The sequence below is a fragment of the Massilia sp. CFBP 13721 genome, from assembly GCF_014842025.1.
Taxonomy (GTDB): domain Bacteria; phylum Pseudomonadota; class Gammaproteobacteria; order Burkholderiales; family Burkholderiaceae_D; genus Telluria.
Genome location: NZ_JACYUY010000012.1, coordinates 1 through 24,459, shown reverse-complemented (window position 1 = coordinate 24,459; position 24,459 = coordinate 1). Strand labels below are relative to the sequence as shown.

25 protein-coding genes, 1 tRNA gene and 1 pseudogene are annotated in these 24,459 nt (G+C 63.9%); 17 read left to right on the top strand and 10 right to left on the bottom strand.

Features of this window, described 5'->3' with window-relative positions:
• Positions 1–209: 209 nt before the first annotated feature.
• Positions 210–896 carry a Crp/Fnr family transcriptional regulator gene (locus IFT60_RS13290; RefSeq protein WP_374001116.1) on the bottom strand — a complete coding sequence of 229 codons (687 nt, stop codon included), beginning with the start codon at positions 894–896 and terminating at the stop codon, positions 210–212.
• A gap of 157 nt (positions 897–1,053) precedes the next feature.
• Here IFT60_RS13290 and IFT60_RS13285 point away from each other — a divergent pair, with 157 nt between their 5' ends.
• From IFT60_RS13285 to IFT60_RS13245, 9 genes are all read left to right on the top strand, one after another.
• Positions 1,054–3,018, top strand: a complete 1,965-nt coding sequence (locus IFT60_RS13285; RefSeq protein WP_192052452.1) for an AMP-dependent synthetase/ligase — start codon at positions 1,054–1,056, stop codon at positions 3,016–3,018.
• The gene (locus IFT60_RS13280; RefSeq protein ID WP_197986320.1) at positions 3,018–3,872 is read left to right on the top strand and encodes an ABC transporter ATP-binding protein; all 855 of its coding nucleotides are present in this window, start codon (positions 3,018–3,020) and stop codon (positions 3,870–3,872) included. Before IFT60_RS13285 ends, IFT60_RS13280 begins: the two co-directional genes overlap by 1 nt.
• Entirely contained in the window at positions 3,869–4,765 is an 897-nt protein-coding gene (locus IFT60_RS13275; RefSeq protein ID WP_192052451.1) for a branched-chain amino acid ABC transporter permease, read from the top strand. Before IFT60_RS13280 ends, IFT60_RS13275 begins: the two co-directional genes overlap by 4 nt.
• Positions 4,766–4,768: 3 nt before the next feature.
• Entirely contained in the window at positions 4,769–5,827 is a 1,059-nt protein-coding gene (locus IFT60_RS13270) for a branched-chain amino acid ABC transporter permease (protein ID WP_192052450.1), read from the top strand.
• A gap of 42 nt (positions 5,828–5,869) precedes the next feature.
• Positions 5,870–7,171: an ABC transporter substrate-binding protein gene (locus IFT60_RS13265; protein ID WP_192052449.1), complete on the top strand. Its 1,302-nt coding sequence runs from the start codon at positions 5,870–5,872 to the stop codon at positions 7,169–7,171.
• A 54-nt stretch (positions 7,172–7,225) separates the two neighbouring features.
• Positions 7,226–8,044, top strand: a complete 819-nt coding sequence (locus IFT60_RS13260; protein ID WP_192052448.1) for an ABC transporter ATP-binding protein — start codon at positions 7,226–7,228, stop codon at positions 8,042–8,044.
• Positions 8,045–8,070: 26 nt separating this feature from the next.
• Positions 8,071–9,324 (top strand): phenylacetate--CoA ligase family protein, encoded by a 1,254-nt coding sequence (locus IFT60_RS13255; RefSeq protein ID WP_192052447.1) that lies wholly within the window; start codon positions 8,071–8,073, stop codon positions 9,322–9,324.
• Between the two features lie 10 nt (positions 9,325–9,334).
• Positions 9,335–9,778: a PaaI family thioesterase gene (locus IFT60_RS13250; protein ID WP_197986319.1), complete on the top strand. Its 444-nt coding sequence runs from the start codon at positions 9,335–9,337 to the stop codon at positions 9,776–9,778.
• 87 nt (positions 9,779–9,865) lie between these two features.
• Positions 9,866–10,501, top strand: coding sequence for a hypoxanthine-guanine phosphoribosyltransferase (locus IFT60_RS13245; RefSeq protein WP_192052446.1), 636 nt, complete (start codon positions 9,866–9,868; stop codon positions 10,499–10,501).
• Between the two features lie 457 nt (positions 10,502–10,958).
• Here the strand turns inward: IFT60_RS13245 and IFT60_RS13240 are convergent, their stop codons facing one another.
• The 4 genes and pseudogenes from IFT60_RS13240 to IFT60_RS13225 form a co-directional block, all read right to left on the bottom strand.
• Positions 10,959–11,921: an NAD(P)H-dependent flavin oxidoreductase gene (locus tag IFT60_RS13240; protein ID WP_192052445.1), complete on the bottom strand. Its 963-nt coding sequence runs from the start codon at positions 11,919–11,921 to the stop codon at positions 10,959–10,961.
• Positions 11,922–12,286: 365 nt separating this feature from the next.
• Positions 12,287–13,069: pseudogene (locus IFT60_RS13235) on the bottom strand (MBL fold metallo-hydrolase); the annotation flags it as partial.
• 37 nt (positions 13,070–13,106) lie between these two features.
• Positions 13,107–13,310 carry a DUF1289 domain-containing protein gene (locus IFT60_RS13230; RefSeq protein ID WP_192052443.1) on the bottom strand — a complete coding sequence of 68 codons (204 nt, stop codon included), beginning with the start codon at positions 13,308–13,310 and terminating at the stop codon, positions 13,107–13,109.
• Positions 13,307–13,744, bottom strand: coding sequence for a thioesterase family protein (locus IFT60_RS13225; protein ID WP_192052442.1), 438 nt, complete (start codon positions 13,742–13,744; stop codon positions 13,307–13,309). The genes IFT60_RS13230 and IFT60_RS13225 overlap by 4 nt, the downstream gene beginning before the upstream one ends.
• Before the next feature lie 140 nt (positions 13,745–13,884).
• On the opposite strand from IFT60_RS13225, the gene IFT60_RS13220 reads away from it, so the two are divergent.
• Positions 13,885–14,298, top strand: coding sequence for a ribbon-helix-helix domain-containing protein (locus tag IFT60_RS13220; RefSeq protein WP_192052563.1), 414 nt, complete (start codon positions 13,885–13,887; stop codon positions 14,296–14,298).
• Between the two features lie 32 nt (positions 14,299–14,330).
• Entirely contained in the window at positions 14,331–15,443 is a 1,113-nt protein-coding gene (locus IFT60_RS13215; protein WP_192052441.1) for an extracellular catalytic domain type 1 short-chain-length polyhydroxyalkanoate depolymerase, read from the top strand.
• A 220-nt stretch (positions 15,444–15,663) separates the two neighbouring features.
• Here IFT60_RS13215 and IFT60_RS13210 read toward each other — a convergent pair whose 3' ends face one another.
• A complete protein-coding gene (locus IFT60_RS13210) occupies positions 15,664–15,864 on the bottom strand; it encodes a cysteine-rich CWC family protein (RefSeq protein ID WP_192052440.1) in 201 nt (66 codons plus the stop codon).
• A 180-nt stretch (positions 15,865–16,044) separates the two neighbouring features.
• Here IFT60_RS13210 and argB point away from each other — a divergent pair, with 180 nt between their 5' ends.
• Entirely contained in the window at positions 16,045–16,974 is a 930-nt protein-coding gene (argB, locus tag IFT60_RS13205; RefSeq protein WP_192052439.1) for an acetylglutamate kinase, read from the top strand.
• 37 nt (positions 16,975–17,011) lie between these two features.
• A tRNA-Thr gene (locus tag IFT60_RS13200) sits at positions 17,012–17,086 on the top strand.
• A gap of 17 nt (positions 17,087–17,103) precedes the next feature.
• Here the strand turns inward: IFT60_RS13200 and IFT60_RS13195 are convergent.
• Positions 17,104–17,988 carry a TraB/GumN family protein gene (locus IFT60_RS13195; protein ID WP_229510854.1) on the bottom strand — a complete coding sequence of 295 codons (885 nt, stop codon included), beginning with the start codon at positions 17,986–17,988 and terminating at the stop codon, positions 17,104–17,106.
• A gap of 27 nt (positions 17,989–18,015) precedes the next feature.
• On the opposite strand from IFT60_RS13195, the gene IFT60_RS13190 reads away from it, so the two are divergent.
• From IFT60_RS13190 to pabB, 3 genes are read left to right on the top strand one after another with little or no spacing between them, the layout of a single operon-like run.
• Complete coding sequence (locus tag IFT60_RS13190) at positions 18,016–18,756, top strand: HAD-IA family hydrolase (protein WP_374001118.1); 741 nt, start codon at positions 18,016–18,018, stop codon at positions 18,754–18,756.
• Between the two features lie 18 nt (positions 18,757–18,774).
• On the top strand, positions 18,775–19,353 hold the full coding sequence (gene slmA, locus IFT60_RS13185) for a nucleoid occlusion factor SlmA (protein ID WP_192052436.1): 579 nt from the start codon (positions 18,775–18,777) through the stop codon (positions 19,351–19,353).
• Between the two features lie 18 nt (positions 19,354–19,371).
• Positions 19,372–21,201, top strand: coding sequence for an aminodeoxychorismate synthase component I (gene pabB / locus IFT60_RS13180; protein ID WP_192052435.1), 1,830 nt, complete (start codon positions 19,372–19,374; stop codon positions 21,199–21,201).
• On the opposite strand, the gene IFT60_RS13175 is transcribed toward pabB, so the two are convergent.
• Together IFT60_RS13175 and IFT60_RS13170 are read right to left on the bottom strand one after the other, a co-directional pair.
• The gene (locus IFT60_RS13175; protein WP_192052434.1) at positions 21,198–21,791 is read right to left on the bottom strand and encodes a glutathione peroxidase; all 594 of its coding nucleotides are present in this window, start codon (positions 21,789–21,791) and stop codon (positions 21,198–21,200) included. The two genes, pabB and IFT60_RS13175, sit on opposite strands and share 4 nt — an antisense overlap.
• Positions 21,792–21,821: 30 nt before the next feature.
• Positions 21,822–22,244: a CoA-binding protein gene (locus tag IFT60_RS13170; protein ID WP_192052433.1), complete on the bottom strand. Its 423-nt coding sequence runs from the start codon at positions 22,242–22,244 to the stop codon at positions 21,822–21,824.
• 119 nt (positions 22,245–22,363) lie between these two features.
• On the opposite strand from IFT60_RS13170, the gene IFT60_RS13165 reads away from it, so the two are divergent.
• Complete coding sequence (locus IFT60_RS13165; protein ID WP_192052432.1) at positions 22,364–22,984, top strand: peptidoglycan recognition protein family protein; 621 nt, start codon at positions 22,364–22,366, stop codon at positions 22,982–22,984.
• Positions 22,985–23,044: 60 nt separating this feature from the next.
• Here the strand turns inward: IFT60_RS13165 and senA are convergent, their stop codons facing one another.
• Positions 23,045–24,253, bottom strand: coding sequence for a selenoneine synthase SenA (senA, locus tag IFT60_RS13160; RefSeq protein ID WP_192052431.1), 1,209 nt, complete (start codon positions 24,251–24,253; stop codon positions 23,045–23,047).
• Positions 24,254–24,459: the final 206 nt, after the last annotated feature.

Below are 24,459 nucleotides of genomic sequence, written 5' to 3'. Positions count from 1 at the left end.
ACCGTATGGGGTCGTTGAGGCCAATAGCCTCAACGACGGGTGCACCGGGCTCGCGAGCCCACGCGGTACAAAATATGCAAATCGACATGCATGCGCAGTACCGTGCTGCATGCCTTACCGACCTTCGCGACCTTTGCGGTACTCGACCGTAACGCGTGGACTCGGGAGTCCACCCTACTTTACGCGGCTAGTTAAGTCCTCTTTGCGCCTCAGGCCTGGAAGTTTCGTAAACCGTCCAGATCCAGCACCCGGATCCCGCCGTAATCGAGCCGCAGCAGCCCGGCTTTTTCGAGCAGCTGCAAGGCGCCATTCACGCGCTGGCGCGAGGCGCCCGACAGGTAGCCGATCTCTTCCTGCGACAGGTGGACCAAGGTGTCGAGCCCCGGATACAGGTGGTCGTTGAACATCGCCGCCAGGCAGCGCGCGACGCGGGTGTCGACGTCGAGCATGCGGTCGGTTTCGACCTGGCCGATGAACTGGCCGAGGCGCTCGTTGAGCTGCATCAGCAGGAAGCGGTTGAACGGCAGGCTGGTCTCGAGCAGCCACTCGAAGGTGGCGCGCGGCATGCGCGCCACGCGGGTATCGCGCAGCGCCATCACGTCGTACTTGCGGAATGCGTCCTTGAGCAGCGACCCCTCGCCGAACCAGCCGCCGGCGGTCACCCCCGTAAACGTCACGCTTTTTCCGGATGGCGAAAAGTTATTGATTTTTACCAGGCCGTCGACGATGCCGACCCAGTATTCCAGCGGCTCGCCCTTGCGGCAGACAAAGCCGCCTTTCGGCACCAGTTGCTCGAAACAGACGGCCTCGACCCGCGCCATTTCGGCGGGCGTGAGCACACGGCCCCAGATGGTGGCGCGCAGGTGTTCCACGAGTGTCGGTGTCGGCATCTTCATTTGTGCAATGCGTTTGTGCAACGCGTCATCGAAAGTCGGGCCAATTGTCATGCAAATGACAACGTGGCGCGCCAACGCAAAGTACTATCTTCACATAAAAATTCCACCGGTCACAGCTTTTGCGCCGCGCCGGACGATGCTAACTGAGGAGACAGCGATGGAGACATCGGAGCGTTTGCCATTGCAGACTTTTCCGCGGCGCCTGCTCGACCACGCCCGACAACGCGGGGCGCGTCCAGCCTTTCGCGAAAAATACCTGGGCATCTGGCAGACCTGGTGCTGGCGCGACGTCGACGCCGAGGTACGGGCGCTGGCCTGCGGCCTGGCCGCCCTCGGTTTCGAACGCGGCATGAACCTGGCCATCATCGGCGACAACCGCCCGCGCCTGTACTGGGCGATGCTGGCGGCGCAGTGCCTGGGCGGGGTGCCGGTGCCGCTCTATCAGGATGCGCCCAGCGCCGACATGGCCCACGTGCTGAGCGACGCCGACATCGAATTCGCCGTGGTCGAGGACCAGGAGCAAGTCGACAAGCTGCTCGAGCTGCAAGCCACCTGCCCGCGCGTGCGCCACATCGTGTTCGAGGATGAACGCGGCATGCGCCACTACCGGCACGCCGGCCTGCTCTCCTTCGCTTCCCTGCAGGAGCTCGGCCGCGCCTGGGACCGCGAGCATCCCGGCGCCTTCGACGAGGCCATCCAGCGCGGCCAGGGGGGCGACACCGCCATCATCCTCTACACCTCGGGCACCACCGGTAAACCAAAAGGCGTGATGCAGTCGCACGCGGCCCTGATTGCCGCCGGCAGCGGCGGCGTCGGCTTCGACAAGCTCACCGACCGCGACGACGTGCTCTCCTATTTACCGATGGCCTGGGTAGGCGACTGCCTGTTTTCGTTCGCACAGGCGATGGTGGCCGGCTTTACGGTGAACTGTCCGGAGTCGAGCGACACCGTGCTCAACGATTTACGCGAGATCGGCCCCACTTATTATTTTGCGCCGCCGCGCGTGTTCGAGAACATGCTCACCACCGTCATGATCCGCATGGAAGACGCCAGCCGCATCAAGCGCCGCATGTTCGATTTTTACATGGGCGTGGCGCGGCGCAGCGGCGCCGCCCTCCTCGACGGCAAACCGGTGAATGTGCTCGATCGTCTTAACTATGCGCTGGGGCGCCTGCTGGTCTACGAACCACTGAAAAACGTGCTCGGCCTGTCGCGCGTGCGCGTGGCCTACACCGCCGGTGCGGCAATCGGCCCCGACCTGTTCCGTTTCTATCGGTCGATCGGCGTCAATCTGAAACAGCTGTATGGCTCGACCGAGACCTGCGCCTACGTCTGCCTGCAACCGGACGGGAACATCAAGTTCGACAGCGTCGGCGTGCCGGCGCCCGGGGTCGAGGTAAAACTGGCGGCGAATGGCGAAGTGCTGGTCAAAGGGGTGTCGAACATGGGCGGCTACTTCAAGCGCCCGGATGCGACGGCCGAAGTGATCGACGCCGACGGCTATTTTCATACGGGCGACGCCGGCATGTTCGACAGCGATGGCCACCTTAAAATCATCGACCGCGCGGCGGACGTCGGCACCATGCAGAACGGCGCCATCTTCGCGCCCAACTACATCGAAAACAAACTGAAGTTCTTCCCATTCATAAAAGAGGCGGTCGCCTTCGGGAATGGTCGCGACCAGGTATGCGCCTTCCTGAACATCGACATGGAAGCGGTCGGCAACTGGGTCGAGCGCAGAAATCTCGCCTATGCCGGCTATACCGATCTCGCAGGGCACCCGCAGGTGCTGGAACTGATGCGCGACTGCGTGCAGCAAGTGAATGCCGGCCTGGCCAACGAGGCGCTGATGGGCCACACGCAGATCCACCGCTTCCTGGTGCTGCACAAGGAGCTCGACCCCGACGACGACGAACTGACCCGCACCCGTAAAGTGCGCCGTAAATTCGTCGCCGACAAATACGCGGTGCTGATCGAGGCGCTGTACACCGGCAAAGCCGCGCAGCACATCAGCACGCAGGTGAAATTCGAGGATGGGCGCACCGGTACCGTCAGCGCCGACCTGCGCATCGTCGATGCCGCGACCTACCCGCTGATGCAGAACATGCAGGAGGCAGCGTGATGCAGATGACGCAACCGCCGGCCAGCCCCGATAGTCCCGGCACTGGCCGCAAGATCGGCGACGTGATCCTCGACCTGAAAAACATCTCGCTGGCTTTCGGCGGGGTGAAAGCGCTGACCGACATTTCGTTCGACGTGCGCCAGCACGAGATCCGCGCCATCATCGGCCCGAACGGCGCCGGCAAAAGCTCGATGCTGAACGTGATCAACGGCGTGTACCGCCCGCAGCACGGCGAGATCGTGCTGCGCGGCGCCCGGCGCACCAACATGGATTGTTACGGCGCGGCGAAAGCGGGCATCGCGCGCACTTTTCAAAATATCGCGCTGTTCAAGGGGATGACGGTCCTCGACAACATCATGACCGGCCGTAACCTCAAAATGAAAACCAACTTCCTGCAGCAGGCGTTTTATCTCGGCGCGGCCCGGCGCGAGGAAATCGCGCACCGCGAAAAGGCCGAAGCCATCATCGACTTCCTGGAAATCCAGGCGATCCGCAAGACGCCGGTGGGCCGCCTGCCCTACGGCTTGCAGAAGCGCGTCGAACTGGGCAGAGCGCTGGCCGCCGAACCGGACATCCTGTTGCTGGACGAACCGATGGCCGGCATGAACGTCGAGGAAAAGCAGGACATGTGCCGCTTCATCCTCGACGTCAACGACCAGTTCGGCACGACGATCGTCCTGATCGAACACGACATGGGCGTGGTGATGGACATCTCGGACCGCGTCGTCGTGCTCGACTATGGCAAGAAGATCGGCGACGGCACGCCGGACCAAGTGCGCAGCAACGAGAACGTGATCAAGGCCTATCTCGGCCAGGCCCATGAGGGGACAAACGAGCAGGAGGCAAGCACATGAGCTTTTTCATCGAAGTGCTGCTCGGCGGCCTGCTGTCCGGGGTGATGTATGCGCTGGTCGCGATCGGCTTCGTGCTGATCTACAAAGCCTCGGGCGTGTTCAACTTCGCGCAGGGGGCGATGGTGTTCTTCGCCGCCCTCACCTGCGTCGGCATCGTCGACAAATTCGGCGTCTCTCTGTGGGTTGCGGTTCCGCTGACGATCCTGGTGATGATCGCCCTCGCCGTTGCGATCGAACGCGTGGTCTTGCGCCCGCTGGTGAACCAGCCGGAAATCACGCTGTTCATGGCCACCATCGGCCTCGCGTTTTTCATCGAGGGCCTGGCGCAGCTGGTCTGGGGTTCGCAGGTACGCAAACTCGAGTTGCCGATCGAGGACGTGCCCAACGAATACCTGATGGAACACTTCAATATCCTGGTCTCGCAGTTCGACATGATGGCGGCGATCGTGTGCGCGGTGCTGGTGGTGGCGCTGGCGCTGCTGTTCACCAAGACCCGCGTCGGGCGCGCGCTGCGCGCCGTGGCCGACGACCACCAGGCGGCGCTGGCTGTCGGCATTCCGCTGCAGCGGATCTGGGTCGTGGTGTGGTCGGTGGCCGGCCTGGTCGCGCTGGTGGCGGGCATGCTGTGGGGCGCCCGCAATGGCGTGCAGTTCGCGCTGACGTTCATTGCCCTCAAAGCGTTGCCGGTGCTGATCCTGGGCGGGTTCACCTCGGTGCCGGGCGCGATCGTCGGCGGCTTGATCATCGGCGCCAGCGAAAAGCTGGCCGAAGTCTACATCGGACCGCTGGTCGGCGGCGGCATCGAAGGCTGGTTCCCGTACGTGCTGGCCCTGGGCTTCCTGCTGGTGCGGCCCGAGGGGCTGTTCGGCGAAAAAATCATCCGGAGGATCTAGACCATGCTGTATCGCGAAGCCGGACAATTCAAGACCAGCTATGCGGCGGATGGGCAGATCCTGCCGATCCGCCAGGACCGCATCGGCTTGTTGGCGCTGCTGCTGGTGGCGCTGGTGGTGGTGCCCCTGTTTGCCTCCCCTTACCTGCTGTCGGCGATCCTGATCCCGTTCCTGATCTTTGCGCTGGCGGCGCTGGGGCTGAACATTTTAACGGGCTACGCCGGCCAGCTCTCGCTCGGCACAGCCGCCTTCATGGCGGTCGGCGCCTACGCCGCCTTTAACTTCGTGGCGCGCATTCCGGGCATGCCGTTGCTGCTCGCCTTTGTGCTGGGCGGCCTATGCGCGGCCATGGTTGGAATTGCCTTCGGCCTGCCCTCGCTGCGCATCCGCGGCTTTTATCTGGCGGCCGCCACGCTGGCGACCCAGTTCTTCGTGATCTGGTGCCTCACCAAGATCCCGTATCTGACCAATTACAGCGCCTCGGGCGTGGTGACGGTGCAGACGATGCAGATTGCCGGCTACCGCTTCGTCACGCCGGCTTCGAAATACCTGCTGGTGCTGGGCATCGTGGCGACGATGGCGCTGCTGGCCAAGAACATGATCCGCTCGAACGTCGGCCGCTCGTGGATGGCGATCCGCGACATGGACATGGCGGCCGAAGTGATCGGCTTCCGGCCGCTGCGCACCAAGCTGCTCGCCTTTGCCGTCAGCTCGTTTTATTGCGGCGTGGCCGGCGCCCTGTATGCCTTTGCCTACCTCGGCACGGTGGAGCCGGAAGCGTATAGCCTGGACCTGTCGTTCCGCATCCTGTTCATGGTGATCATCGGCGGCGTCGGCTCGATCCTGGGTTCCTTTCTCGGCGCCGCCTTTATCGTGCTGCTGCCGATCTTCCTGAACATGCTGGCGCACACGCTCGGCATCGCCACCAATTACGCGTCGAACCTGGAATTGATGGTGTTCGGCGGCTTGATCATCTTCTTCCTGATCGTCGAACCGCACGGCCTGGCGCGCCTGTGGCAGATCGGCAAAGAGAAGCTGCGTTTGTGGCCCTTCCCGCATTGATTCGTATTCCCATTCAACGATGTTAATAAAAAGGAGACACCCATGAAAGTCATCAAATCGATCGTGCTTGCGGCCACGCTGGTCAGCGTCGGCGGGCAGGTGCTGGCCGCCGACCAGTTCGTGGCGCTGCAGTCCTACCGCGTCGGCCCGTATGGCGCCGGCGGCTCCGGCTTCTACGGCGGCATGATCGACTATTTCAATCTGGTGAATGCGAACGGCGGCATCAATGGCGTCAAGATGACCTGGGAAGAGTGCGAGACCGAATACAACGCCTCGCGCGGCGTGGAATGCTACGAACGCCTGAAAACCAAGAATGGCGGCGCCACCCTGGTCGACCCGCTGTCGACCGGCATCGCCTACGGCATCGTCGACCGCGTCGCGGTCGACAAGATCCCGATGACCATGCTCGGCTACGGGCGCTCGGACGCCGCCAACGGCAAGGTTTTTCCGTATGTCTTTCCGCTGGTGACCAGCTACTGGAACCAGGCGGCGGCGATGATCAAGTATTTGGGCGACAAGAACGGCGGCTACCAGAACCTGAAAGGGAAGAAGATCGTCTACCTGTACCACGATTCGGCTTTCGGCAAGGAAGCCATGCCGGTGCTGGATGCGCAGGCCAAGCAGTACGGCTTTGAACTGATCAAGATCGCGGTGGCGCCGCCGGGCAGCGAACAGCAATCGCAATGGCTGCAAATCCGCCAGGCGCGTCCCGACCACGTGATCCTGTGGGGTTGGGGGGTGATGAATTCGGTCGCCATCAAGACCGCCCAGCGCAACGGCTTCCCGCGCGAGAAAATCCTCGGCGTCTGGTGGGCGGGTTCGGAAGAAGACACGATCCCGTCGGGCGAAGCGGCAAAAGGGTATACCTCGATGACCTTCAATACGCCCGGCAACTATCCGCTGATGGACGAGATCCGTAAAAAGGTTTATGCAGGCGGCAAGGGCAACCTGGCCGACCAATCGCGCATCGGCTCCGTGTACCACATGCGCGGCGTGACCCTGGGCGTGCTCTGGGTCGAGGCGATCCGCACCGCGCAGGAAAAATTCGGTAAAGGGAAAACCATGACCGGCGAGCAGGTGCGCTGGGGCCTGGAAAACCTGAACGTCGACGCCGCGCGCCAGAAGGCGATCGGGGCTTTCGGCATGTTCCCGACCATTAAAACCAGCTGCGACGACCACGAGGGGTCGGGCGCGGTGAAAGTCCAGCAGTGGGATGGCAAGAAGTGGAATGCGATCACGCCGAACTGGGTCGTGGGCGACAAGGCGCTGACGCGCAGGCTGCTGGAAGAATCGTCGCTGGCGTATGCCAGGGAAAAGAACATCACGCCTGGCTGCATGCAGTGATCGCTTGACCTACCCGCCTCGCCGCCGCGGCGGGGCACTCCTGGACGAGAAACCATGACCAGCACCAGCGAACAACCCTACCTGTCGGTGAACAACATCGAAGTCATCTACGACCACGTGATTTTGGTGTTAAAGGGCGTATCGCTGCAGGTACCGAAGGGGAAGATCGTCGCCCTGCTGGGCGCGAACGGCGCCGGCAAGTCGACCACCTTGAAAACGATTTCCACCCTGTTGCGCGGCGAACGCGGCGACGTCACCAAGGGAGAGGTGCGCTTCCAGGGCGAACGCATCGACCAGCTGACGCCGAACGAACTGGTGCGGCGCGGCTTGTCGCAGGTGATGGAAGGACGCCACTGTTTCGGTCATCTCACCATCGAAGAGAATCTGCTGACGGGTGCGTACACCCGCAAGATCGGCCGCGGCGAGCTGAAAACCGCGCTGGAATCGGTGTATCACTATTTCCCGCGTTTGAAAGAGCGCAGGAGCAGCCAGGCCGGCTATACCTCGGGCGGCGAGCAGCAGATGTGCGCGATTGGGCGCGCGCTGATGGCGAATCCGTCGATGATCCTGCTCGACGAGCCGTCGATGGGGATCGCGCCGCAGATCGTCGACGAGATTTTCGGCATCGTCAAGGACCTCAACCGCAAGGAAGGCGTCTCCTTTCTTCTCGCTGAGCAGAACACGAACGTCGCCCTGCGCTACGCCGACTTCGGCTACATCCTGGAGAACGGGCGCGTGGTGATGGATGGCGCGGCGCAGGACCTGGCCAACAACGAGGACGTCAAGGAGTTTTATCTCGGCGTCTCGGGCGCCGGCCGTAAAAGTTTCAGGGACATGAAGTTTTATAGGCGCCGCAAACGCTGGCTCGCCTGAACGCCTCTACTTAATCGGAGAAGCACATGACAGGCATCACCCTCGATGCGTTGGAAACCCGCGCGCCGGCAGAACGCGAACGCGACCTGCTGGCGCGCTTGCCGGCCCTGATCGCACGGGCGCAGGCGGCGCCGGGCTGGGCGAACATCCTGGACGGGGTCGACCCGCACGCCATCACCAGCCGCGCCGCGCTGGCACAACTGCCGGTGACGCGTAAGTCCGATTTGAAGGCGCTGCAGGAGCGCGATCCGCCCTTTGGCGGCTTGACTGCGACGGCGGCGAGCGATCTGGCGCACGTGTTCATGTCGCCCGGACCGATCTTCGATCCCGAAGGACGAGGCGCCGACTGGTGGCGCTTCGGGCGGCCGCTGTTCGCGGCCGGCGTGCGCGCCGGCGGCCTGCTGCAGAACTGCTTTTCGTACCACTTCACGCCGGCCGCCTTCATGGTCGAAAGCGGCGCCGCGCGCATCGGCTGCAGCGTGATCCCGGCCGGTACCGGGCAGACCGAAATGCAGGTGCAGGCGATGGCGGCGCTGCGCCCGGATACCTATGTCGGCACGCCCTCCTTCCTGCGCATCATCATCGAAAAGGCACGCGAAACGGGCCTCGACATCAGCAGCGTGCGGAATGCCCTGCTCGGCGCCGAGGCGCTGCCGGAATCGTTACGCAGCTGGTTTCATGAGCACGGCGTGCCGCACGTGTTCCAGACCTATGCCTCGGCCGATATCGGCAGCATCGCCTACGAGACGGAGACGAACGGCGTGCTCGATCCGGGCATGGTGCTCGACGAAGAGGTGTTATTGGAAATCGTGCGGCCCGGCAGCGGAGAACCCGTGGCGCCGGGCGATATCGGCGAAGTCGTGATCACCCTGTTCAACGATGACTATCCGTTGATCCGCTTCGCCACCGGCGACTTGTCGGCGCTGCTGCCCCAGGCGGCGCCGGGTGTGCGCACCAACAGCCGCATCCGCGGCTGGCTGGGCCGCGCCGACCAGACGACCAAAGTGCGGGCAATGTTCGTGCATGCGTCGCAGGTGCAAAACATCGTGCGCCGCCATCCGGACATCCTGAAAGCGAGACTGCTTGTCTCGGGGCGGATGGCGAACGATCTGATGACGCTGCAGTGCGAGGTGGCGGGAACGCCGGACCCGGGACTGGAAGCGGCGATCGCCGCCTCGATCCGCGAAGTGACCAAGCTGCGCGGCGAGGTCGCCTTTGTGGCGCCGGGTTCGCTGCCCGACGACGGCAAGGTCATTGAAGACGCACGCGATTACAGCTGAAGGGGTAGCGATGACCATGACTCTCGATCCGCAGGTGGCGCAACAAGTGCGCGCCAGCTTCGCGCGCCAACAGGCGATGCGCCTGATCCGGGCCAGCCTGGAACTTGTCGAACACGGCCGTACCGAGATCGGTTTGCCGCACTGGGAAGGCGTCGAGCAGCAGCACGGTTTCATTCATGGCGGCGTGGTCGGCATGATCGCCGATTCGGCGGCCGGCTATGCAGCCATGAGCGTGGCCCCGGCAGGTGCGTCGGTGCTCACCGTCGAATACAAGCTGAACCTGATGGCGCCGGCGGACGGCGAACGGCTGGTGGCGCGCGGCGCCGTGGTGCGGGCGGGACGCAAGCTGGTCGTCACCCGCGCGGACGTGTTTGCCATTCGCGACGGGCAGGAAACCCTGTGCGTGCTGATGCAGCAAACCATCATGGTCATGCATGGCAAAGAAGAAAAATAACCCCCACACCGCAGCCTGCCAAATGTCCGCCTGTCATTGACGATTTTCGCGATAATTGATGCATTGCCCCCTTATCCATCAATGTCCATGCAAGATTTTCATGTTACGCGCGCGCAGGCCCTGCTCCAGAACGCGCAGGAGATCGTCACACCAGCACAGGTGCAGGCGGCGGTAAGCCAGGTCGCCGCCGTGCTCAATGAGCGTTTCCAGGCGCCCGGCGCCGGCTTTCCGCTGGTGCTCGGCGTGATGGGCGGCGCCGTGGTGTTTACGGGGACCCTGCTGCCCCAGCTCGACTTCCCGCTCGAGTTCGACTACATCCACGTCAGCCGCTACGGCGACGATGACCGCGGCGGCCAGGTCGTGTGGAAAGTCATCCCGCGCCAGAACGTGGCCGGACGCACGATCGTCGTGCTTGACGACATCCTCGACGAGGGAGAAACCCTGGCCCATGTGAAACAGCGCCTGCTCGACATGGGGGCGGCCGAGGTCATCATCGCCGTGTTCGCGGACAAGGATATCGGACGCAGCAAGCCGATCGCGGCCGACATCATCGGATTGACGCTGCCGAATGCCTTCGTGGTCGGTTTCGGCATGGACGTGTACGGTTACTGGCGCAACCTGCCGGGGCTGTGGTCGATTCGCCAGGAAGATTTGAAGCCGGCGGAACCGGAGACCGAGTATCCGATTCCGGATGTAAAAGTCTCCGGAAATGGAGTAAACTAAATAACCGGTTTTGTAAAAAAAGGCCTCCGGATGGAGTAATGCCGTTCAGTTAAGCGGTTTGCCACGCCTTCGAGCTAATGCCAAGCCGTATCGCGCACGCCGAGTGGCGCGATACGTAGGGTGGACCGGGCGGCGAACCGCTCCGTCCACGGCCTTTCTCGTGCATATCGAAATGCGCCAAGTAGCCCGGAGCGCGCACGTACGGGCTTCCCTAGTATGAAGGAATGCAACGAAACGGCCGTGGACTGAGCGGTTCGCCGCCCGGTCCGCCCTACGATTATCGAAACGCAGGCAGTGTTGCCTGGCTCACCGCTGGTAGAGAGTTCGCTCAGGCTTCACTGAAGCGCATTACTCTCGATAGAGGCCTTTGCTTGTGGCGCCGTGTCGGCATTTTCAACCGGCTAACACTGTGCATCATTCCGCGTGGGCACAGGGGGCGCCCACCCTACCTACCCTTTCAGCGCAGCGCCAGGCGTGCGCGTGCGGCGGCGTATTCGCGCGCGAGGCGTTCGACCATCTCGGCCACCGTCGGCACGTCGTGCATCAGGCCCACGCCCTGGCCCGCGCCCCAGATGTCGCGCCAGGCCTTGGCCTTCGAGCTGCCGTCGCCAAAGCTCATCTTGCTCTTGTCCGATTCCGGCAGCGCGTCCGGATCGAGCCCGGCGTTGACGATCGATTTTTTCAGGTAGTTGCCGTGCACGCCCGTAAACAGATTGGTGTACACCACGTCGGCCGCGCTCGATTCGACGATCGCGTTGCGGTAGTCGTCGCTGACGTTCGACTCTTGCGTCGCCAGCCAGCGCGAGCCGATGTAGGCGAAATCGGCGCCCATCGCCTGCGCCGCCAGGATCGCGTCGCCGGTGGCGATCGAACCGGACAAGGCGATCGGGCCGTCGAAGAATTTGCGCACCTCGCCCACCAGCGCGAACGGAGACAAGGCGCCGGCGTGGCCGCCGGCGCCGGCCGCGACCAGGATCAGGCCGTCGACGCCCGCTTCCAGCGCCTTGTGCGCGTGGCGGATCGAGACCACGTCGTGCAACACGATGCCGCCATAGCTGTGCACGGCGTCGAGCATCTCCTTCGGCGGCGCACGCAGCGACGAGATGATGATCGGCACCTGGTGTTTGACGCAGATTTCGACGTCGTGCTCGAGGCGCGCGTTGGAGGCGTGCACGATCTGGTTCACCGCGATCGGGCCGACTTTTGCGCCCGGATTCGCAGCGGCGTAGTCGGCCAGCTCCTTCTGCAGATCGGTCAGCCAGGTATCGAGCAGTTCGGCCGGACGGGCGTTCAGGGCCGGGAAGGAACCGACGATCCCCGCCTTGCACTGCGCCGCGACAAGGGCCGGACCGCTGGCGATGAACATCGGCGAGGCAATCACGGGCAAGGAAAGGTTTTGCAGTACGGTAGGCAGCGACATGGGCAGCTCTTTCGGCGTGGGGTTATTCGGACTGGCTGATGATTATAGCCTCATAAAAAGCACGATCGTGCTAGATCGGTGGCTCTAATTTATGCGTCGACCAGGTCGGCGCCGTCGATGCGGGCAGCCTTGGCGCGCAGCAGGGAGGATGCGGCCCAAGTGGCGAGGTCGATGTAAGCGTCCGCTGCGGTATGCGACTGTGCGTTGAACGCGTGGGCGGAGGATCCGCCCACCTTACGGGTCTGTGCAAGCGTCGTGGCGATACCGACCTGACCGAGGGGCGCGCCTTGCGACGTAAGGTGGGCAGCTTCGCTGCCCACGCGTTCAACCAGCGCAGGATCCGTCGCCAGGCCAGCAATATCCATCTGCCGCATGGCGCTGGCGACCACCGGAATCGCCGCCAGCAGCGCCGGCAATGCACTGAGCGCAATCCGCTGGCGCTCGAGCAGAAGGAATTTCAGGAGCACCTTGACCGCATTCTCCGCATTCTTCTTCGGATCGGCCGATAAATAATCGAGCCGCGCGTACGCCCGCCCCAGGGCGCCCGCCACATTGGTAAACATGCGTCCATGCCCCGGAATCACCACCCGCGCATCGAGCGTGCCGATCAGGTCGAGCGTCGCGCGCGCTTCGCTGAAACCGGATTCGCCATCGAGTTCCGGAAAAATCACGCCAAACCCGTTTTCCCACAGCGCGTCGCCCGCAATCAGGATGCCCTCGCGCGCGCAGAACAGCAACACGGCATGCGGATCGTGGCCCGGCGCCGCCAGCACTTCCCACGCCATGCCGCCCAGTTCCAGCATTTGCCCCGGCGCCAGCAGCGCATCGTAGGTGAAGCGTGCGCATTGCTGGCCGGTGGCGCGAAAACTCAGCGCCTCCTCGTCCCAGGCGGCGACCTTGGCCGCCTCGCCTGCCGGGATCGCCGTGTGGCAGCCATACGCTGTCTGCAGCGCGCCATTGCCGCCGCAGTGGTCCGAATGCAGATGGGTGTTCAACAGGCGCGCCAGCGGACGTCCATCAAGCGCATGCCGTACCAGCGCCAGCGTCTGCGGCGCATGGGTCACGTAGCCGCTGTCGAGCAGCGCCGGGGCGTCGCCCGTGAACAGCACATTGTTCGACGACAGCCAGCCGCGCTCGAAGACAAGCATCGTCGGGGGCAAATGCAGAGGCAACTGCGCAGGCAGGTTAGCCAAAATCGAGGTCCGCTTCGCGACGGCGGATCTCGACCCACACCGCCCGTTTGTCCTCATCGCTGGCAGTGCCCCAGGCAATGATCTCGTCGATCGTACGCAGGCAGCCGCGGCACAAACCGGTACGCCCGTCCATCTCGCACAGGCTGATGCAGGGCGAAGGCACCGGGGTCTGCAGTTCGGGAGATGCCAGGCTCATGCGGCGTCTCCGGACGTTGCGCGTTGCTTGTTTGCGACACGCGCATTGAAACGGTCGACATCGATCACGCAGCGTTCGTGCGTGCCTTCGCAGATGCGCTCCTGCTCGTCCCAAGCCTGCACTTTGAAGCGCACGCGCTGGCCTTCGACGGCGAGCACTTCGCCCTCGATGCGCAACTGCATGCCGGGCGGCGTCGGCGCCAAATGTTGAAAGCTGACCATGGTGCCCAGACTCTGTTCGCGGGGCCAGTCGAGGAAGGGCAGCATGCCGTGCACGCAGGCCAGTTCCATCATGCCGACCAGGTAGCCGGTCGCCAGCACCTCGGGCATGTCGCGGCAAAACGGGGTGTCGTGGTACAGCTGCGGCACGGTCGCGCGCGGCGGGACCGTGTACTGCCATGCGAAGCGCAGGCCGGGTTGTAATTCTGGACTCATGAAGAAAGAGATTACCCGATTCAATCGAATTGCGCTTGACCTCAACACTCAGGAGCGTAGACTTGGCAGCAAATAAAACCATCCATGTGGATGGTACGGAGATGGTTTGAAAGGATGGTGTAAGCATGCGGGGTCAAGTTATGAGCACGCACGACACGAAGCCGAAGCTCGTGGATTCGGAAAAAATCACGATCAACCTGGGCATGATCGACCTGGGCCAGATCGATTTACTGGTGAGTGAAGGTTTTTACAGCAACCGTACCGACCTGATCCGCACCGCCATCCGCAACCAGCTCAATACCCATGCCGACGTCGTCCGGCAAACCGTGGCCCGCCGCAGCCTCGTGCTCGGCATGCACCATTACTCGCGGGCCGACCTGGAAGCGGCGCAGCAAGCCGGTATCCGGCTGCAGATCCAGGTGCTCGGCATGGCCAGCATCGCCAGCGACGTCCCCGTCGAACTGGCCCTGGCCACCATCGAATCGATTTCGGTCCTGGGCGCGCTGCATGCCAGCAGTGCCGTCAAGACCGCATTGGCAGAGCGCATCTTATAAAGCGCACAAAAGGAAGCCAGATGAAAATGAATATGAACATGAATAACAAACTGCTCGCGCAAATGCGTGCCGCGACCCGTAACCTGATCAAGAAGCCCCAGGTCGATACCAACAAGGTGATCCAGGATGCCCTGAAAAACGCCTCGGCGCTCACCCAGGCGGCGCAGGCGCAGATGAGCGGCCTGTCGCAGGCGAATGGCATGGCCAACCTGCGTTCAGCGGGAGACGTGCCCGACATGCTGGCTGAACTGAGCCGTAAATTCGGCCACGGCGGCGCGGCCGCCAACGAACCGGCGGCACTCTTGCCCGGCACCTTCAGCGAAGGCAGTTTTACCAATCGCGCCGGCACCCGCAGTTACAAACTGTATGTTCCTAGCAATTACCAGGGCGAGCAACATAAACCCACGGCGCTCGTCGTGATGCTGCACGGCTGCACGCAAGACCCGGACGACTTTGCCACCGGCACGCAAATGAATGCGCTGGCCGAGGAAACCGGCTGCCTGGTGGTCTATCCCTCGCAATCGCGTCAGGCCAATTCCTCGCGCTGCTGGAACTGGTTCAACGCCGTCGACCAGAAGCGCGACCAGGGCGAACCCTCGATCATCGCCGGCATCACCCGCGAGATCATGGGCCAATACCGCATCGACCCGGCCCAGGTATATGTCGCCGGCCTGTCCGCCGGCGGCGCCATGGCCACCATCATGGGCACGCTGTACCCGGAACTGTACGCCGCCGTCGGCGTGCACTCGGGCCTGCCCTACGCGTCCGCGCACGACCTGCCCTCGGCCCTGGCCGCGATGCAGGGTCAATTGCAGCGCCAGAACAAACGCGGTAAAGCGATCCCGATCATCGTCTTCCATGGCGACCAGGACCACACCGTGCACCCGACCAATGGCGACGAGCTGATGGTGCAGGCGCGCGACGCCGCCCATGCCATGGCGATCGAACCGGGCCGGGTACCCGATGGCCACGCCTTTACCCGCACCATGCACAAGCGCGCCGACGGCAAGGTGCATGGTGAACACTGGGTCATCCACGGCGCCGGCCACGCCTGGTCGGGCGGCAGCGCGCGCGGTTCCTATACCGACGGCAAGGGACCGGACGCCAGCCGCGAGATGCTGCGTTTCTTCAGTACCCATCGCTGAGGACCTTGATAAAGCTAATGCGCGTCGGCGCGACAGCCTGCGATGCTCGCTGTACTTCCGTACAGCTGCGCATCTCGGCTGCCGCTCCTTCCGCTCGCTACGCTTTCTCAAGGCCCTCGGACTCTACCGGCCGCGTCATGCGGCCCGGCGTGGCGTCGATGCCAGCGTCGTCTCTGTAAAAGATGATGCGCGCACGCCGGGCTCAGGTCACCGCAGCGCCTCAATCGTCAAGCGGGAACTTTTCGGCGGCGGGTCTGGCAGTCTCGGCAATATGCGCGCGCAGGCAGGCCGGGCACCAGCAGGCGGCATCGACACCCGGCACCGGCACCACCGGCGGCAGCGTCGTACACCAGCAGGGTTGGTTCGATCCATCGGCCATGGCGCAGCCGAAGGCGGCGCCGCAACGTGTACACAGGCTCATGGCACACCCTTGCGACATAAATTATTCGTCATGTGTAATATCGTACAAGCATCATAGAAGGTTTACTGGCAGCGATCCTGACCCGGTCATCCAATAAAATACAACAAGCGCGCCGCAGAATGCCTACAAGGGCGCCCGCGTTGCCTGTAAAATCTCCGCCACATTCTTTTCGGACTCCCCATGAACGCTCACGTGACCAGCTTGAAAACCGACGACCCATCGAGTGACCTGACCGGGGTTTCCCCGCAAATCAAGGCACAGATCCTGGCCGAGGCGCTCCCGTATATCCGCAACTTCCATGGCAAGACGATTGTCATCAAGTACGGCGGCAATGCCATGACCGACGAACGCCTGAAGCACGGCTTCGCGCGCGACGTCATCCTGCTGAAACTGGTAGGCATGAACCCGGTCGTGGTGCACGGCGGCGGTCCGCAGATTGACAACGCCTTGAAAAAAATCGGCAAGCAAGGCACCTTCGTGCAAGGCATGCGCATCACCGACGAAGAAACCATGGAAGTGGTCGAGTGGGTGCTGGGCGGTGAAGTGCAGCAGGACATCGTCATGCTGATCAACCATTACGGCGGCCAGGCAGTCGGCCTGACCGGCAAGGACGGCGGCCTGATCCGCGCCCGCAAAATGTCGATGCCCGACCGCGACAAGCCGGGCGAGTTCCTTGACATCGGCTTCGTCGGCGAGATCGAGGCGATCAATCCGGCTGTGGTAAAAGCGCTGCAGGACGACGCCTTCATTCCGATCATCTCGCCGATCGGCTTTGGCCAGGACGGGCAAGCCTACAACATCAATGCCGACGTCGTCGCCGGCAAGATCGCGGAAATTCTCAAGGCCGAAAAGCTGATCATGATGACCAACATCGCCGGCGTGCAAGACAAGGCCGGCAACCTGGTCACCGACCTGTCGGCGCGCGAGATCGACGAGATGTTCGAAGACGGCACGATTTCGGGCGGCATGCTGCCGAAGATCTCGTCGGCGCTGGATGCCGCCAAGTCCGGCGTGAACACCGTGCACATCATCGATGGCCGCATCGAACACTCTTTGTTGCTGGAAGTCTTGACCGAACAGGCATTTGGCACTATGATCCGGTCGCACTAAACAAATGTGACGGCTTCCATGCCGTCATGTCAGTACCGCCCTTTTAGCTCAGTGGTAGAGCACTCCCTTGGTAAGGGAGAGGCCACGTGTTCAATCCACGTAAAGGGCACCACTCCCCTCCCCGCAGTTTCAATACACCCGCTCCACGCGTAAACCGCGCTGGCGCAACAGTTCCGGTATCCCGTGTTTTCCCAATAAGTGCAATAAACCGACCGCGGCCACCGCATTGTCTTCGCGCGCCAGCAGCGCGGCGAGTTTGTCGGCCATCGGCCCGTTGCGTTCGATCAGCACCACGTCGCGGATGAACTTGCCGCTGACGCTGTCGTCGGTCTCGATACGGTGCGCGATGGCGTCCAGCGCGGTACGGTCGGCGCCTTCATAGGCCGCGAACAGTTCGCGCGTCTCGCGCAATTGTTGGCCCGATGCCATGTGCGCCAGCGTCTCTTCCAATACATCCCACTGCATCGCCAGCGGCAGCCGGTCGAGCAGCGCCGCCTGGTACTGCACCGATTCCAGTTCGGCGATGCGCGCCTTGCCGCGCGCCAGCGATGCCAGGTGCAGGTCGACGCCGAGGGCCGGGTCGACACCCAGTTTCGCCAGGTCCGCCACCGCCAGCATCGTCGCCAGCACCCAGGGTTTCAGCTGCGCCAGCGCACCCGGATCGATGCCCTGCAATTTGAGGCCGGCCTCGATGCGCTGGCGGCGCGCGGCCGGCAATTGTGCCACGCCGGCGCTGCCGGCCGCGACCAGGCCGTATTGCTGGAAGGCCGCCGCCGTGGCGCCGGGGTCGCGTTGTACGTCCACTTCCAGCGCCAGCGTCGGTGCGGCGGCGACGGCTTTGCCGAGGCGCGGCTCGAGCGGATAATAGTCCGCTTTGCCGGCGTGGATGGTGCCGTACAGGTACAAGCTATGTTTTGCGCCGCTCACCTTGAACAGCGCGCCGCGTTCGGCCGCGAGCGCCTGGCACGCCAGCAGAACGAAGCCGAGGAAGGCCACTATAATCGGACGTCGCATTTACTGCTCCTGTCATCCATATTCAACGTGTCGAATCATACTCCCGCCGCCCCCGTCTGGTTATTTGACCTGGACAATACCCTGCACGACGCCTCGCACGCGATTTTCCCGGCGATCAGCGCCAACATGAACACGTATATCGCGCGCGTGCTCGACGACGGCATCACGCCGGTGACCCAGGCGCGGATCGATGCCGCGCGCCTCGGCTACTGGAAGAAGTACGGCGCCACCCTGCTCGGCATGATGCGCCATCACGGCGTCAGCGCCGCCGATTTCTTGCGCGAGACCCATGATCTCAAGGATTTACGCGCCATGATGCGCTCCGAGACCGGCCTGGGACGCCTGCTGATGAAACTCCCGGGCCGCAAGATCCTGCTGACGAATGCGCCGCTCGATTACTCGACCCACGTGATGCGCCACCTCGGCCTGGGGCGCCATTTCGCGCACCATATCGCGATCGAGCAGATGCACGTGCACCGCCAGCTCAGGCCGAAACCGTCGAAGCTGATGCTGGCGCGCCTGCTGCGCAAGTACGGCATCGCCGCGCGCGACTGCATCCTGGTCGAAGACACGCTGGCCAACCTGAAAAGCGCCAAGCAGCTCGGCTTGCGCACAGTGTGGATTACCCAATACCTGCGCCGGTTCGAGCGCAGCACGCTGGCGATGGCGCGCCCGCGGCGGGTGATTCGCCCCAATTACGTCGATGTCAAAGTAAAATCCGTGCGCCAGCTGCCGCAGCGCCTGCAGCGGCTACGTTTTTTCGACTAACTCTTCTTCCGGAATCCCATGGCAAGCACCAGGCCAGGCCAGCGCAAACTGCAAATCCTCCAGGCCCTGGCGGCCATGCTCGAGCAGCCCAAGGTTGACAAGATCACCACCGCCGCGCTGGCGGCGCGTTTATCGGTGTCGGAAGCGGCGCTGTACCGCCACTTCGCCAGCAAGGCGCAGATGTTCGAGGGGCTGATCGATTTCATCGAGTCCAGCGTGTTCGGCGTGATCAACCAGATCAGCGAGAAGGAAGAACGCGGCGTCGACCAGCTGCACGCCATCCTCACCACGCTGCTGGCCTTTGCCGCCAACAACCCGGGCATGACGCGGGTCCTGATCGGCGACGCGCTGGTGGGCGAAGACGAGCGCCTGCAAGCACGCATGAACGGTTTTTATGACCGCGTCGAACTGGCCTGCAAGGGCGCCCTGCGCCTGGCCGTCACGCAAGGCCACGGCAGCGAAGACGACGTCGCCGCGCGCGCCAGCCTGCTGGTGAGTTACGTCACCGGACGCTGGCACCGCTATGCGAAGAGCGGTTTCAAACAGCATCCGGCCGATGCCAGCGGCGTACAATTGTCGCTGCTGCTGGCGGCCTGATTCCAGGACCGACTCGCCATGGACAACGTCTTTGCACTGCTCGACGATGCGAGCGCGGAGGGTCATGCGCAAGCCCGCTCGCGCCTGTACACCGGCCACGCCGGCACCCTTGCCTGCGTCGATGCCGCCGGCTGGAACGGCGTGCTGGCAGACCTGCAGGCAGCCCTGGCGCGCGGCCTGTACGCCGTGCCGCTGCTCAGCTATGAACTGGGCGCGCACCTGCTCGGTATCCCCACTAAAAGCCTGCCAGGCCCGCTGGCGCAGGTCCTGCTGTTCGAGCGCTGCGAATTACTGAACGCCGACGCGGTGCACGCCTGGATTGCCACCCGCACTGGCGCCTCCCCGGCCGGCGTCGCCGCCGTGACGGCGAACGTCGACGAGGCGCGCTTCGTCGCTGCGATCAATCGCATCCGCGCCTACATCGCCGCCGGCGACACCTACCAGGTCAACTACACCTACCGCCTGCGCTTCGACGCCTTCGGTTCCGTAGTTGCGCTCTACAGCCGCCTGCGCGCACGCCAGCCGGTGCCCTACGGCGCCCTGGTTGGCTTGCCGGATGGCGGCGCGGTGCTGTCGTTCTCGCCCGAGCTGTTCGTGCGCCACAGCGGAAATACGCTGCTGGCGCGGCCGATGAAGGGTACCGCGCCCGCCAGCGACGACGAAGCCATTAACCGCGAACGCGCCGCCGCGCTCGCGCTCGACCCCAAGAACCGCGCCGAAAACCTCATGATTGTCGACCTGCTGCGTAACGACTTGGGGCGCGTGGCGCAAACCGGCAGCGTGACGGTGCCAAAACTGTTCGAGGTGACGCGCTTCGGCGCCGTGCTGCAGATGACTTCCACCGTGCAGGCGACCTTGCGCGCGGACGTCACCCTGGCCGACCTGTTCGCCGCGCTGTATCCCTGCGGCTCGATCACGGGCGCACCCAAGCGGCGCACGATGGAAATCATCGACGAACTCGAACCAGACCCGCGCGGCCTGTACACGGGCGCGATCGGCTGGTTCGATCCGCCGGGCGACGGCCATGCCTTCGGCGATTTTTGCCTGTCGGTGCCGATCCGCACCCTCGCATTGGGACCTGGAGAGGGATTACGCCGCGGTGAACTGGGCGTCGGCGCCGGCATCGTCTACGACAGCGATCCGCAGGGAGAGTACGCCGAATGCAAGCTGAAGGCGCGCTTCCTGACCGGTTTGAGTAATGACGTCGACCTGTTCGAGACCATCAAGGCATCCTGGGCAGACGGTCCGCGCCACCTCGACCTGCACCTGGCGCGCATGCAGGCATCGGCTGCCTATTTCGGTTTGCCCTTCGATGCGACCGCCGCCCACGCGCGCGTGCTCGACGCCTGCCTCGGCTTGCCGCCGGAGGGCGGCGTGCACCGGCTGCGCCTGGCGCTCGGGGCGGATGGCGAACTAGCGATCACGACGGCGCCGCTGGCGCCCCTGCATGAACCGGTGCGCCTGCTGCTGGCAGATACGCCGACCGCATCGAACGAGGTCTTCCTGCGCCATAAAACATCGGTGCGCAGCCGCTACGACGCCGCCTGGCGCGCCGCCGAGGCGCAAGGCGCGTTCGACACCCTGTTCTTCAACGAGCGCGGCGAACTGACCGAAGGGGGGCGCAGCAACGTGTTCGTGCGCCTGAAGGGGAACTGGTACACGCCGCCGCTATCCTGCGGCCTGCTGCCGGGCGTGATGCGCGCCGTGATGCTGGCCGCGCCGGCCTGGGACGCGGCCGAGCGCGTCATCACGCGCGAGATGCTGGCGCGTGCCGAGGGGATCGTGGTGTGCAATGCGCTGCGCGGGCCAATGCTGGCGATTCTCGGAGGCGCACCGCTCGCCGCTTAGCGCCCCAGCGCGCCCTCGACTTTGGCCACCAGCTGCGGATCTTCCGGCGCCACCTTGCTCGGGAAGTGCTCGATGACCTGGCCATCGCGCCCGATCAGGTACTTCGCAAAATTCCATTTCGGTTGCTGGCCGGTCTGCCGCGCCAGCGCCGCGTGCAGCGGGTTGGCGTTGGCGCCGGTGACCACGGTCGGCGCGAACATCGGGAATTTCACGCCATAGGTGTTGTAGCAGAGGTCGGCGATTTCCTTGGTGCTGGCCACTTCCTGTTTAAAGTCGTTGGAGGGAAAGCCGAGGATCACCAGGCCGCGCGGGCTGTATTTGGCGTACAGCTTTTCCAGGCCCTCGTACTGCTTGGTATAGCCGCATTTGCTGGCCGTGTTCACCACCAGTACCACTTTGCCGGCGTACTGGCACAGGTCCTGGGGCGCTTCGTCCTGCAGGCGTTTGAAACTTTGCTTTAATAAAGCCGGGCAGCTGGCCGGCGCCGGCGTGGCGGCGACGGGTGGGCGCGGATTCGCCACACCCGTGGTCTGGGCGCTGACGGATGCCACGGCGGCCAGCAGGGAAAGCGACAAGGTGGTTTTCAACATGATGAGGTCCGTTCGGGTCTATGGTAATCGTCAGGCGTTGAGCTGGCGGTGCTCGATTTTCAGGCAGTGGTTCATCACCACGTCGAGGCCGGCGGCGCGCGCCAGGTCGGCGGCGGCCTGGTTCTCGATCTCGAGCTGCATCCACAGGCAGCCGGCGCGCACGGCGATGGCGTCGCGCGCCAGCGGCGGAATGTCTTCCGACTTGCGGAAGCAGTCGACGATGTCGATGCGCTGGCCGCTCGGCGCCAGCGCATCGGCCGCCTCCTGCAGGCTGGCATAGACGCGCTCGCCGAGGATCTCGTCGCCGGCGTAGGCCGGGTTGACGGGCAGGATGCGGTAACCCTCCCCTTGCAGGTAGTGGGCCACGCCATAGCTGGCGCGTTCGGGTTTGTTCGACAGGCCGACGATGGCGATGGTCTTGCTGTCTTTAAGTATCTGGGCAATCGTTCTCATGGTCGCTTATTGGCTTTTTTCGGTCCGTGTAAGCTTAACAGGAAAGCATCGCACGGCGCGCGTTGCGCGCACCCGGCCAGCTGTGGAAAGATGGCGGCTTCCCCCCTCTGGACTCATCCATGAATTTCAATCTACGCACGCGCGCCCTCCCCGCCCTGGCATTGGCACTGCTGCTGGCCGGCTGCGCCAGCCAGCCACCTGCGACGCCACCGATTGTGCCGGTGGCCGACTGGGGCGGCACCCCAGCCGATGCCGCCAGGGCGCGGCGCCACGCCATCACCCACATCACCCTGCACCACCAGGGCGAAACGTTTAAAGCGGGCACCGACGTGCGCCAGTACCTGCGCAACCTGCAGACCTGGTCGCGCAACACCAAGGGCTGGCTCGACATCCCCTATCATTACGTGATCGACCTCGAGGGTAAAACCTGGGCCGCGCGCGACATCGCCTATGCCGGCGACACGAATACCGAATACGATCCGAGCGGACATGCGCTGATCGAAGTGGTCGGCAATTTCGAGGAAGTCGAACCGAATCAGCAGCAACTCGATGCCGTGGTCGACCTGATGGCGCTGCTGGCGAAAAAATATGGCGTGCCGGTCGAGCGCATCGCCAGCCACCGCGACCATTCGAATAACACCGTGTGCCCGGGGGCGAACCTGTACCGCTACGTGGAGAGCGGTTACTTTCGCGAGCAAGTCGCGGCCCGGCTGGCGCCTCCGCGTAACGCTGCCAACTGACGGCTTGACGCGGCACGGACGGCCGGCCAACCGCAGGTGCCGGGCGCTGCCGCCACCGGCTTAGCAGGCACAGGTACGAAATCCCGTGAAGATGTCATCACGCTCGGGCGTATAAAAGTTGCGAAAATGGGGCGAGCGCAAGCGCCGGGGCGTGGCGAAGGAGGCGCCGCGCAAGCTTTGCCGGCTGCCGAAGTATGGCGCCGAGTATTCGCGGTAGCGGTCCGCGACGAAACCCGTATAGGGGAGGAAGCACGACGCGGTCCATTCCCACAGGTAGCCCCAGGCGAATCCGGGATGGCTTGAAGTCGCCGCGTATTCGCACTCCTCCTCCAACGGCAGGCGCCTGCCGGCCCAGCTGCAATATGCCTGTGCCTCGTGCAGGCTCACATGGCGTACCGGCTCGGCAGGATCGAGCGCTGCCGGGCTTCCGAAGCGGACGGTATTCCAGCCGCGCGTGCCATCCGGCTCCCAGTAGCGTGGCGCCACGCGCTGGCTTTGCATTACCCATGCACGTCCGGCCTCGCTCCAGTAGCGCGCGTCCTGGTAACCGCCATCGCGGATGAATGCGGCGTAAGCCGCATTCGACACCAGACCGGCGTCGATCACGAAAGGGGCGACGTGGCAAGGCGCCGCCTGCCTTTCGTTGTCGAACACGAATCCACGCGACTGTTCGCCGCCGCGCAGCAGGCTCCCGCCTGGGAAGGCAAGCTCGCCTGGCGCCAGGGAGGCGGGTCCTGCTTCAGTCAAGTGCAAAATGAAAGCAGGCCAAGCCACGCCAAGCGTTTGCAAGGTGTAAAGCAGGGCTTCGCCATGCATGTCCTCGTGCGCCAGTACCAGCCGATAGGGGTAGAGCGCCGGATCGTCCTCGCCGGCCGACACCAGGCGCGCGCATATCCTGTCGAGCACTTCGCCACAATATGTCTTGAGCACGCCGGGTGCGGGCAGGTCCAGCGCCCAGCGCTTACCGTGCGCCACCGTATTCGAGTCGAACCAGCGATCGCCGTGTACCAGCAGCGACGCGCCGGCCGCGTCGCCCGGGCTGCTGCTGGCCGCATCGCGCAGGACGAACCATTCCGCAAACCAAGCCACATGTCCGAGTTCCCACAGGGGCGGGTTCAGGCTGGCAAGGCGCGGTACCTGCACGGCCCGGTCGTAACCAACGGCGGCGAATGCCTCGAACAGCGAAAGCGTATGGTGCCGTGCTTCCTGCAAAGCGAGATCGAGTTCGCCTGGCCCCATCCGGCGAAACGCTGAAAGGTTTTCTGTCATGTGTTCATTGTACGGCGGTGCGCTGCCCGCAGTCCCGTCTCGTGTTGCAAGGGCCAGCGACGCCATGCAGCGCCTATCGGCGCCTGGGCGCGTGATATCGGCCAGGGCAACCACAACAAAAAAAAAGCAGCGCCGAGGCGCTAATGCCGTTCAGTTAAGGTCCTTCTTCAGGACGCGAACGGTGTAACGCTGAGGCAAGGCCTTGA

What these genes read in the sequence shown, in the direction of transcription:
- IFT60_RS13290 (WP_374001116.1), bottom strand. Translation starts at nt 896, where the DNA reads ATGAAGATGCCGACACCGACACTCGTGGAACACCTGCGCGCCACCATC.
- IFT60_RS13285 (WP_192052452.1), top strand. Translation starts at nt 1,054, where the DNA reads ATGGAGACATCGGAGCGTTTGCCATTGCAGACTTTTCCGCGGCGCCTG.
- IFT60_RS13280 (WP_197986320.1), top strand. Translation starts at nt 3,018, where the DNA reads ATGCAGATGACGCAACCGCCGGCCAGCCCCGATAGTCCCGGCACTGGC.
- IFT60_RS13275 (WP_192052451.1), top strand. Translation starts at nt 3,869, where the DNA reads ATGAGCTTTTTCATCGAAGTGCTGCTCGGCGGCCTGCTGTCCGGGGTG.
- IFT60_RS13270 (WP_192052450.1), top strand. Translation starts at nt 4,769, where the DNA reads ATGCTGTATCGCGAAGCCGGACAATTCAAGACCAGCTATGCGGCGGAT.
- IFT60_RS13265 (WP_192052449.1), top strand. Translation starts at nt 5,870, where the DNA reads ATGAAAGTCATCAAATCGATCGTGCTTGCGGCCACGCTGGTCAGCGTC.
- IFT60_RS13260 (WP_192052448.1), top strand. Translation starts at nt 7,226, where the DNA reads ATGACCAGCACCAGCGAACAACCCTACCTGTCGGTGAACAACATCGAA.
- IFT60_RS13255 (WP_192052447.1), top strand. Translation starts at nt 8,071, where the DNA reads ATGACAGGCATCACCCTCGATGCGTTGGAAACCCGCGCGCCGGCAGAA.
- IFT60_RS13250 (WP_197986319.1), top strand. Translation starts at nt 9,335, where the DNA reads ATGACCATGACTCTCGATCCGCAGGTGGCGCAACAAGTGCGCGCCAGC.
- IFT60_RS13245 (WP_192052446.1), top strand. Translation starts at nt 9,866, where the DNA reads ATGCAAGATTTTCATGTTACGCGCGCGCAGGCCCTGCTCCAGAACGCG.
- IFT60_RS13240 (WP_192052445.1), bottom strand. Translation starts at nt 11,921, where the DNA reads ATGTCGCTGCCTACCGTACTGCAAAACCTTTCCTTGCCCGTGATTGCC.
- IFT60_RS13230 (WP_192052443.1), bottom strand. Translation starts at nt 13,310, where the DNA reads ATGAGCCTGGCATCTCCCGAACTGCAGACCCCGGTGCCTTCGCCCTGC.
- IFT60_RS13225 (WP_192052442.1), bottom strand. Translation starts at nt 13,744, where the DNA reads ATGAGTCCAGAATTACAACCCGGCCTGCGCTTCGCATGGCAGTACACG.
- IFT60_RS13220 (WP_192052563.1), top strand. Translation starts at nt 13,885, where the DNA reads ATGAGCACGCACGACACGAAGCCGAAGCTCGTGGATTCGGAAAAAATC.
- IFT60_RS13215 (WP_192052441.1), top strand. Translation starts at nt 14,331, where the DNA reads ATGAACATGAATAACAAACTGCTCGCGCAAATGCGTGCCGCGACCCGT.
- IFT60_RS13210 (WP_192052440.1), bottom strand. Translation starts at nt 15,864, where the DNA reads ATGAGCCTGTGTACACGTTGCGGCGCCGCCTTCGGCTGCGCCATGGCC.
- argB (WP_192052439.1), top strand. Translation starts at nt 16,045, where the DNA reads ATGAACGCTCACGTGACCAGCTTGAAAACCGACGACCCATCGAGTGAC.
- IFT60_RS13195 (WP_229510854.1), bottom strand. Translation starts at nt 17,988, where the DNA reads ATGCGACGTCCGATTATAGTGGCCTTCCTCGGCTTCGTTCTGCTGGCG.
- slmA (WP_192052436.1), top strand. Translation starts at nt 18,775, where the DNA reads ATGGCAAGCACCAGGCCAGGCCAGCGCAAACTGCAAATCCTCCAGGCC.
- pabB (WP_192052435.1), top strand. Translation starts at nt 19,372, where the DNA reads ATGGACAACGTCTTTGCACTGCTCGACGATGCGAGCGCGGAGGGTCAT.
- IFT60_RS13175 (WP_192052434.1), bottom strand. Translation starts at nt 21,791, where the DNA reads ATGTTGAAAACCACCTTGTCGCTTTCCCTGCTGGCCGCCGTGGCATCC.
- IFT60_RS13170 (WP_192052433.1), bottom strand. Translation starts at nt 22,244, where the DNA reads ATGAGAACGATTGCCCAGATACTTAAAGACAGCAAGACCATCGCCATC.
- IFT60_RS13165 (WP_192052432.1), top strand. Translation starts at nt 22,364, where the DNA reads ATGAATTTCAATCTACGCACGCGCGCCCTCCCCGCCCTGGCATTGGCA.
- senA (WP_192052431.1), bottom strand. Translation starts at nt 24,253, where the DNA reads ATGACAGAAAACCTTTCAGCGTTTCGCCGGATGGGGCCAGGCGAACTC.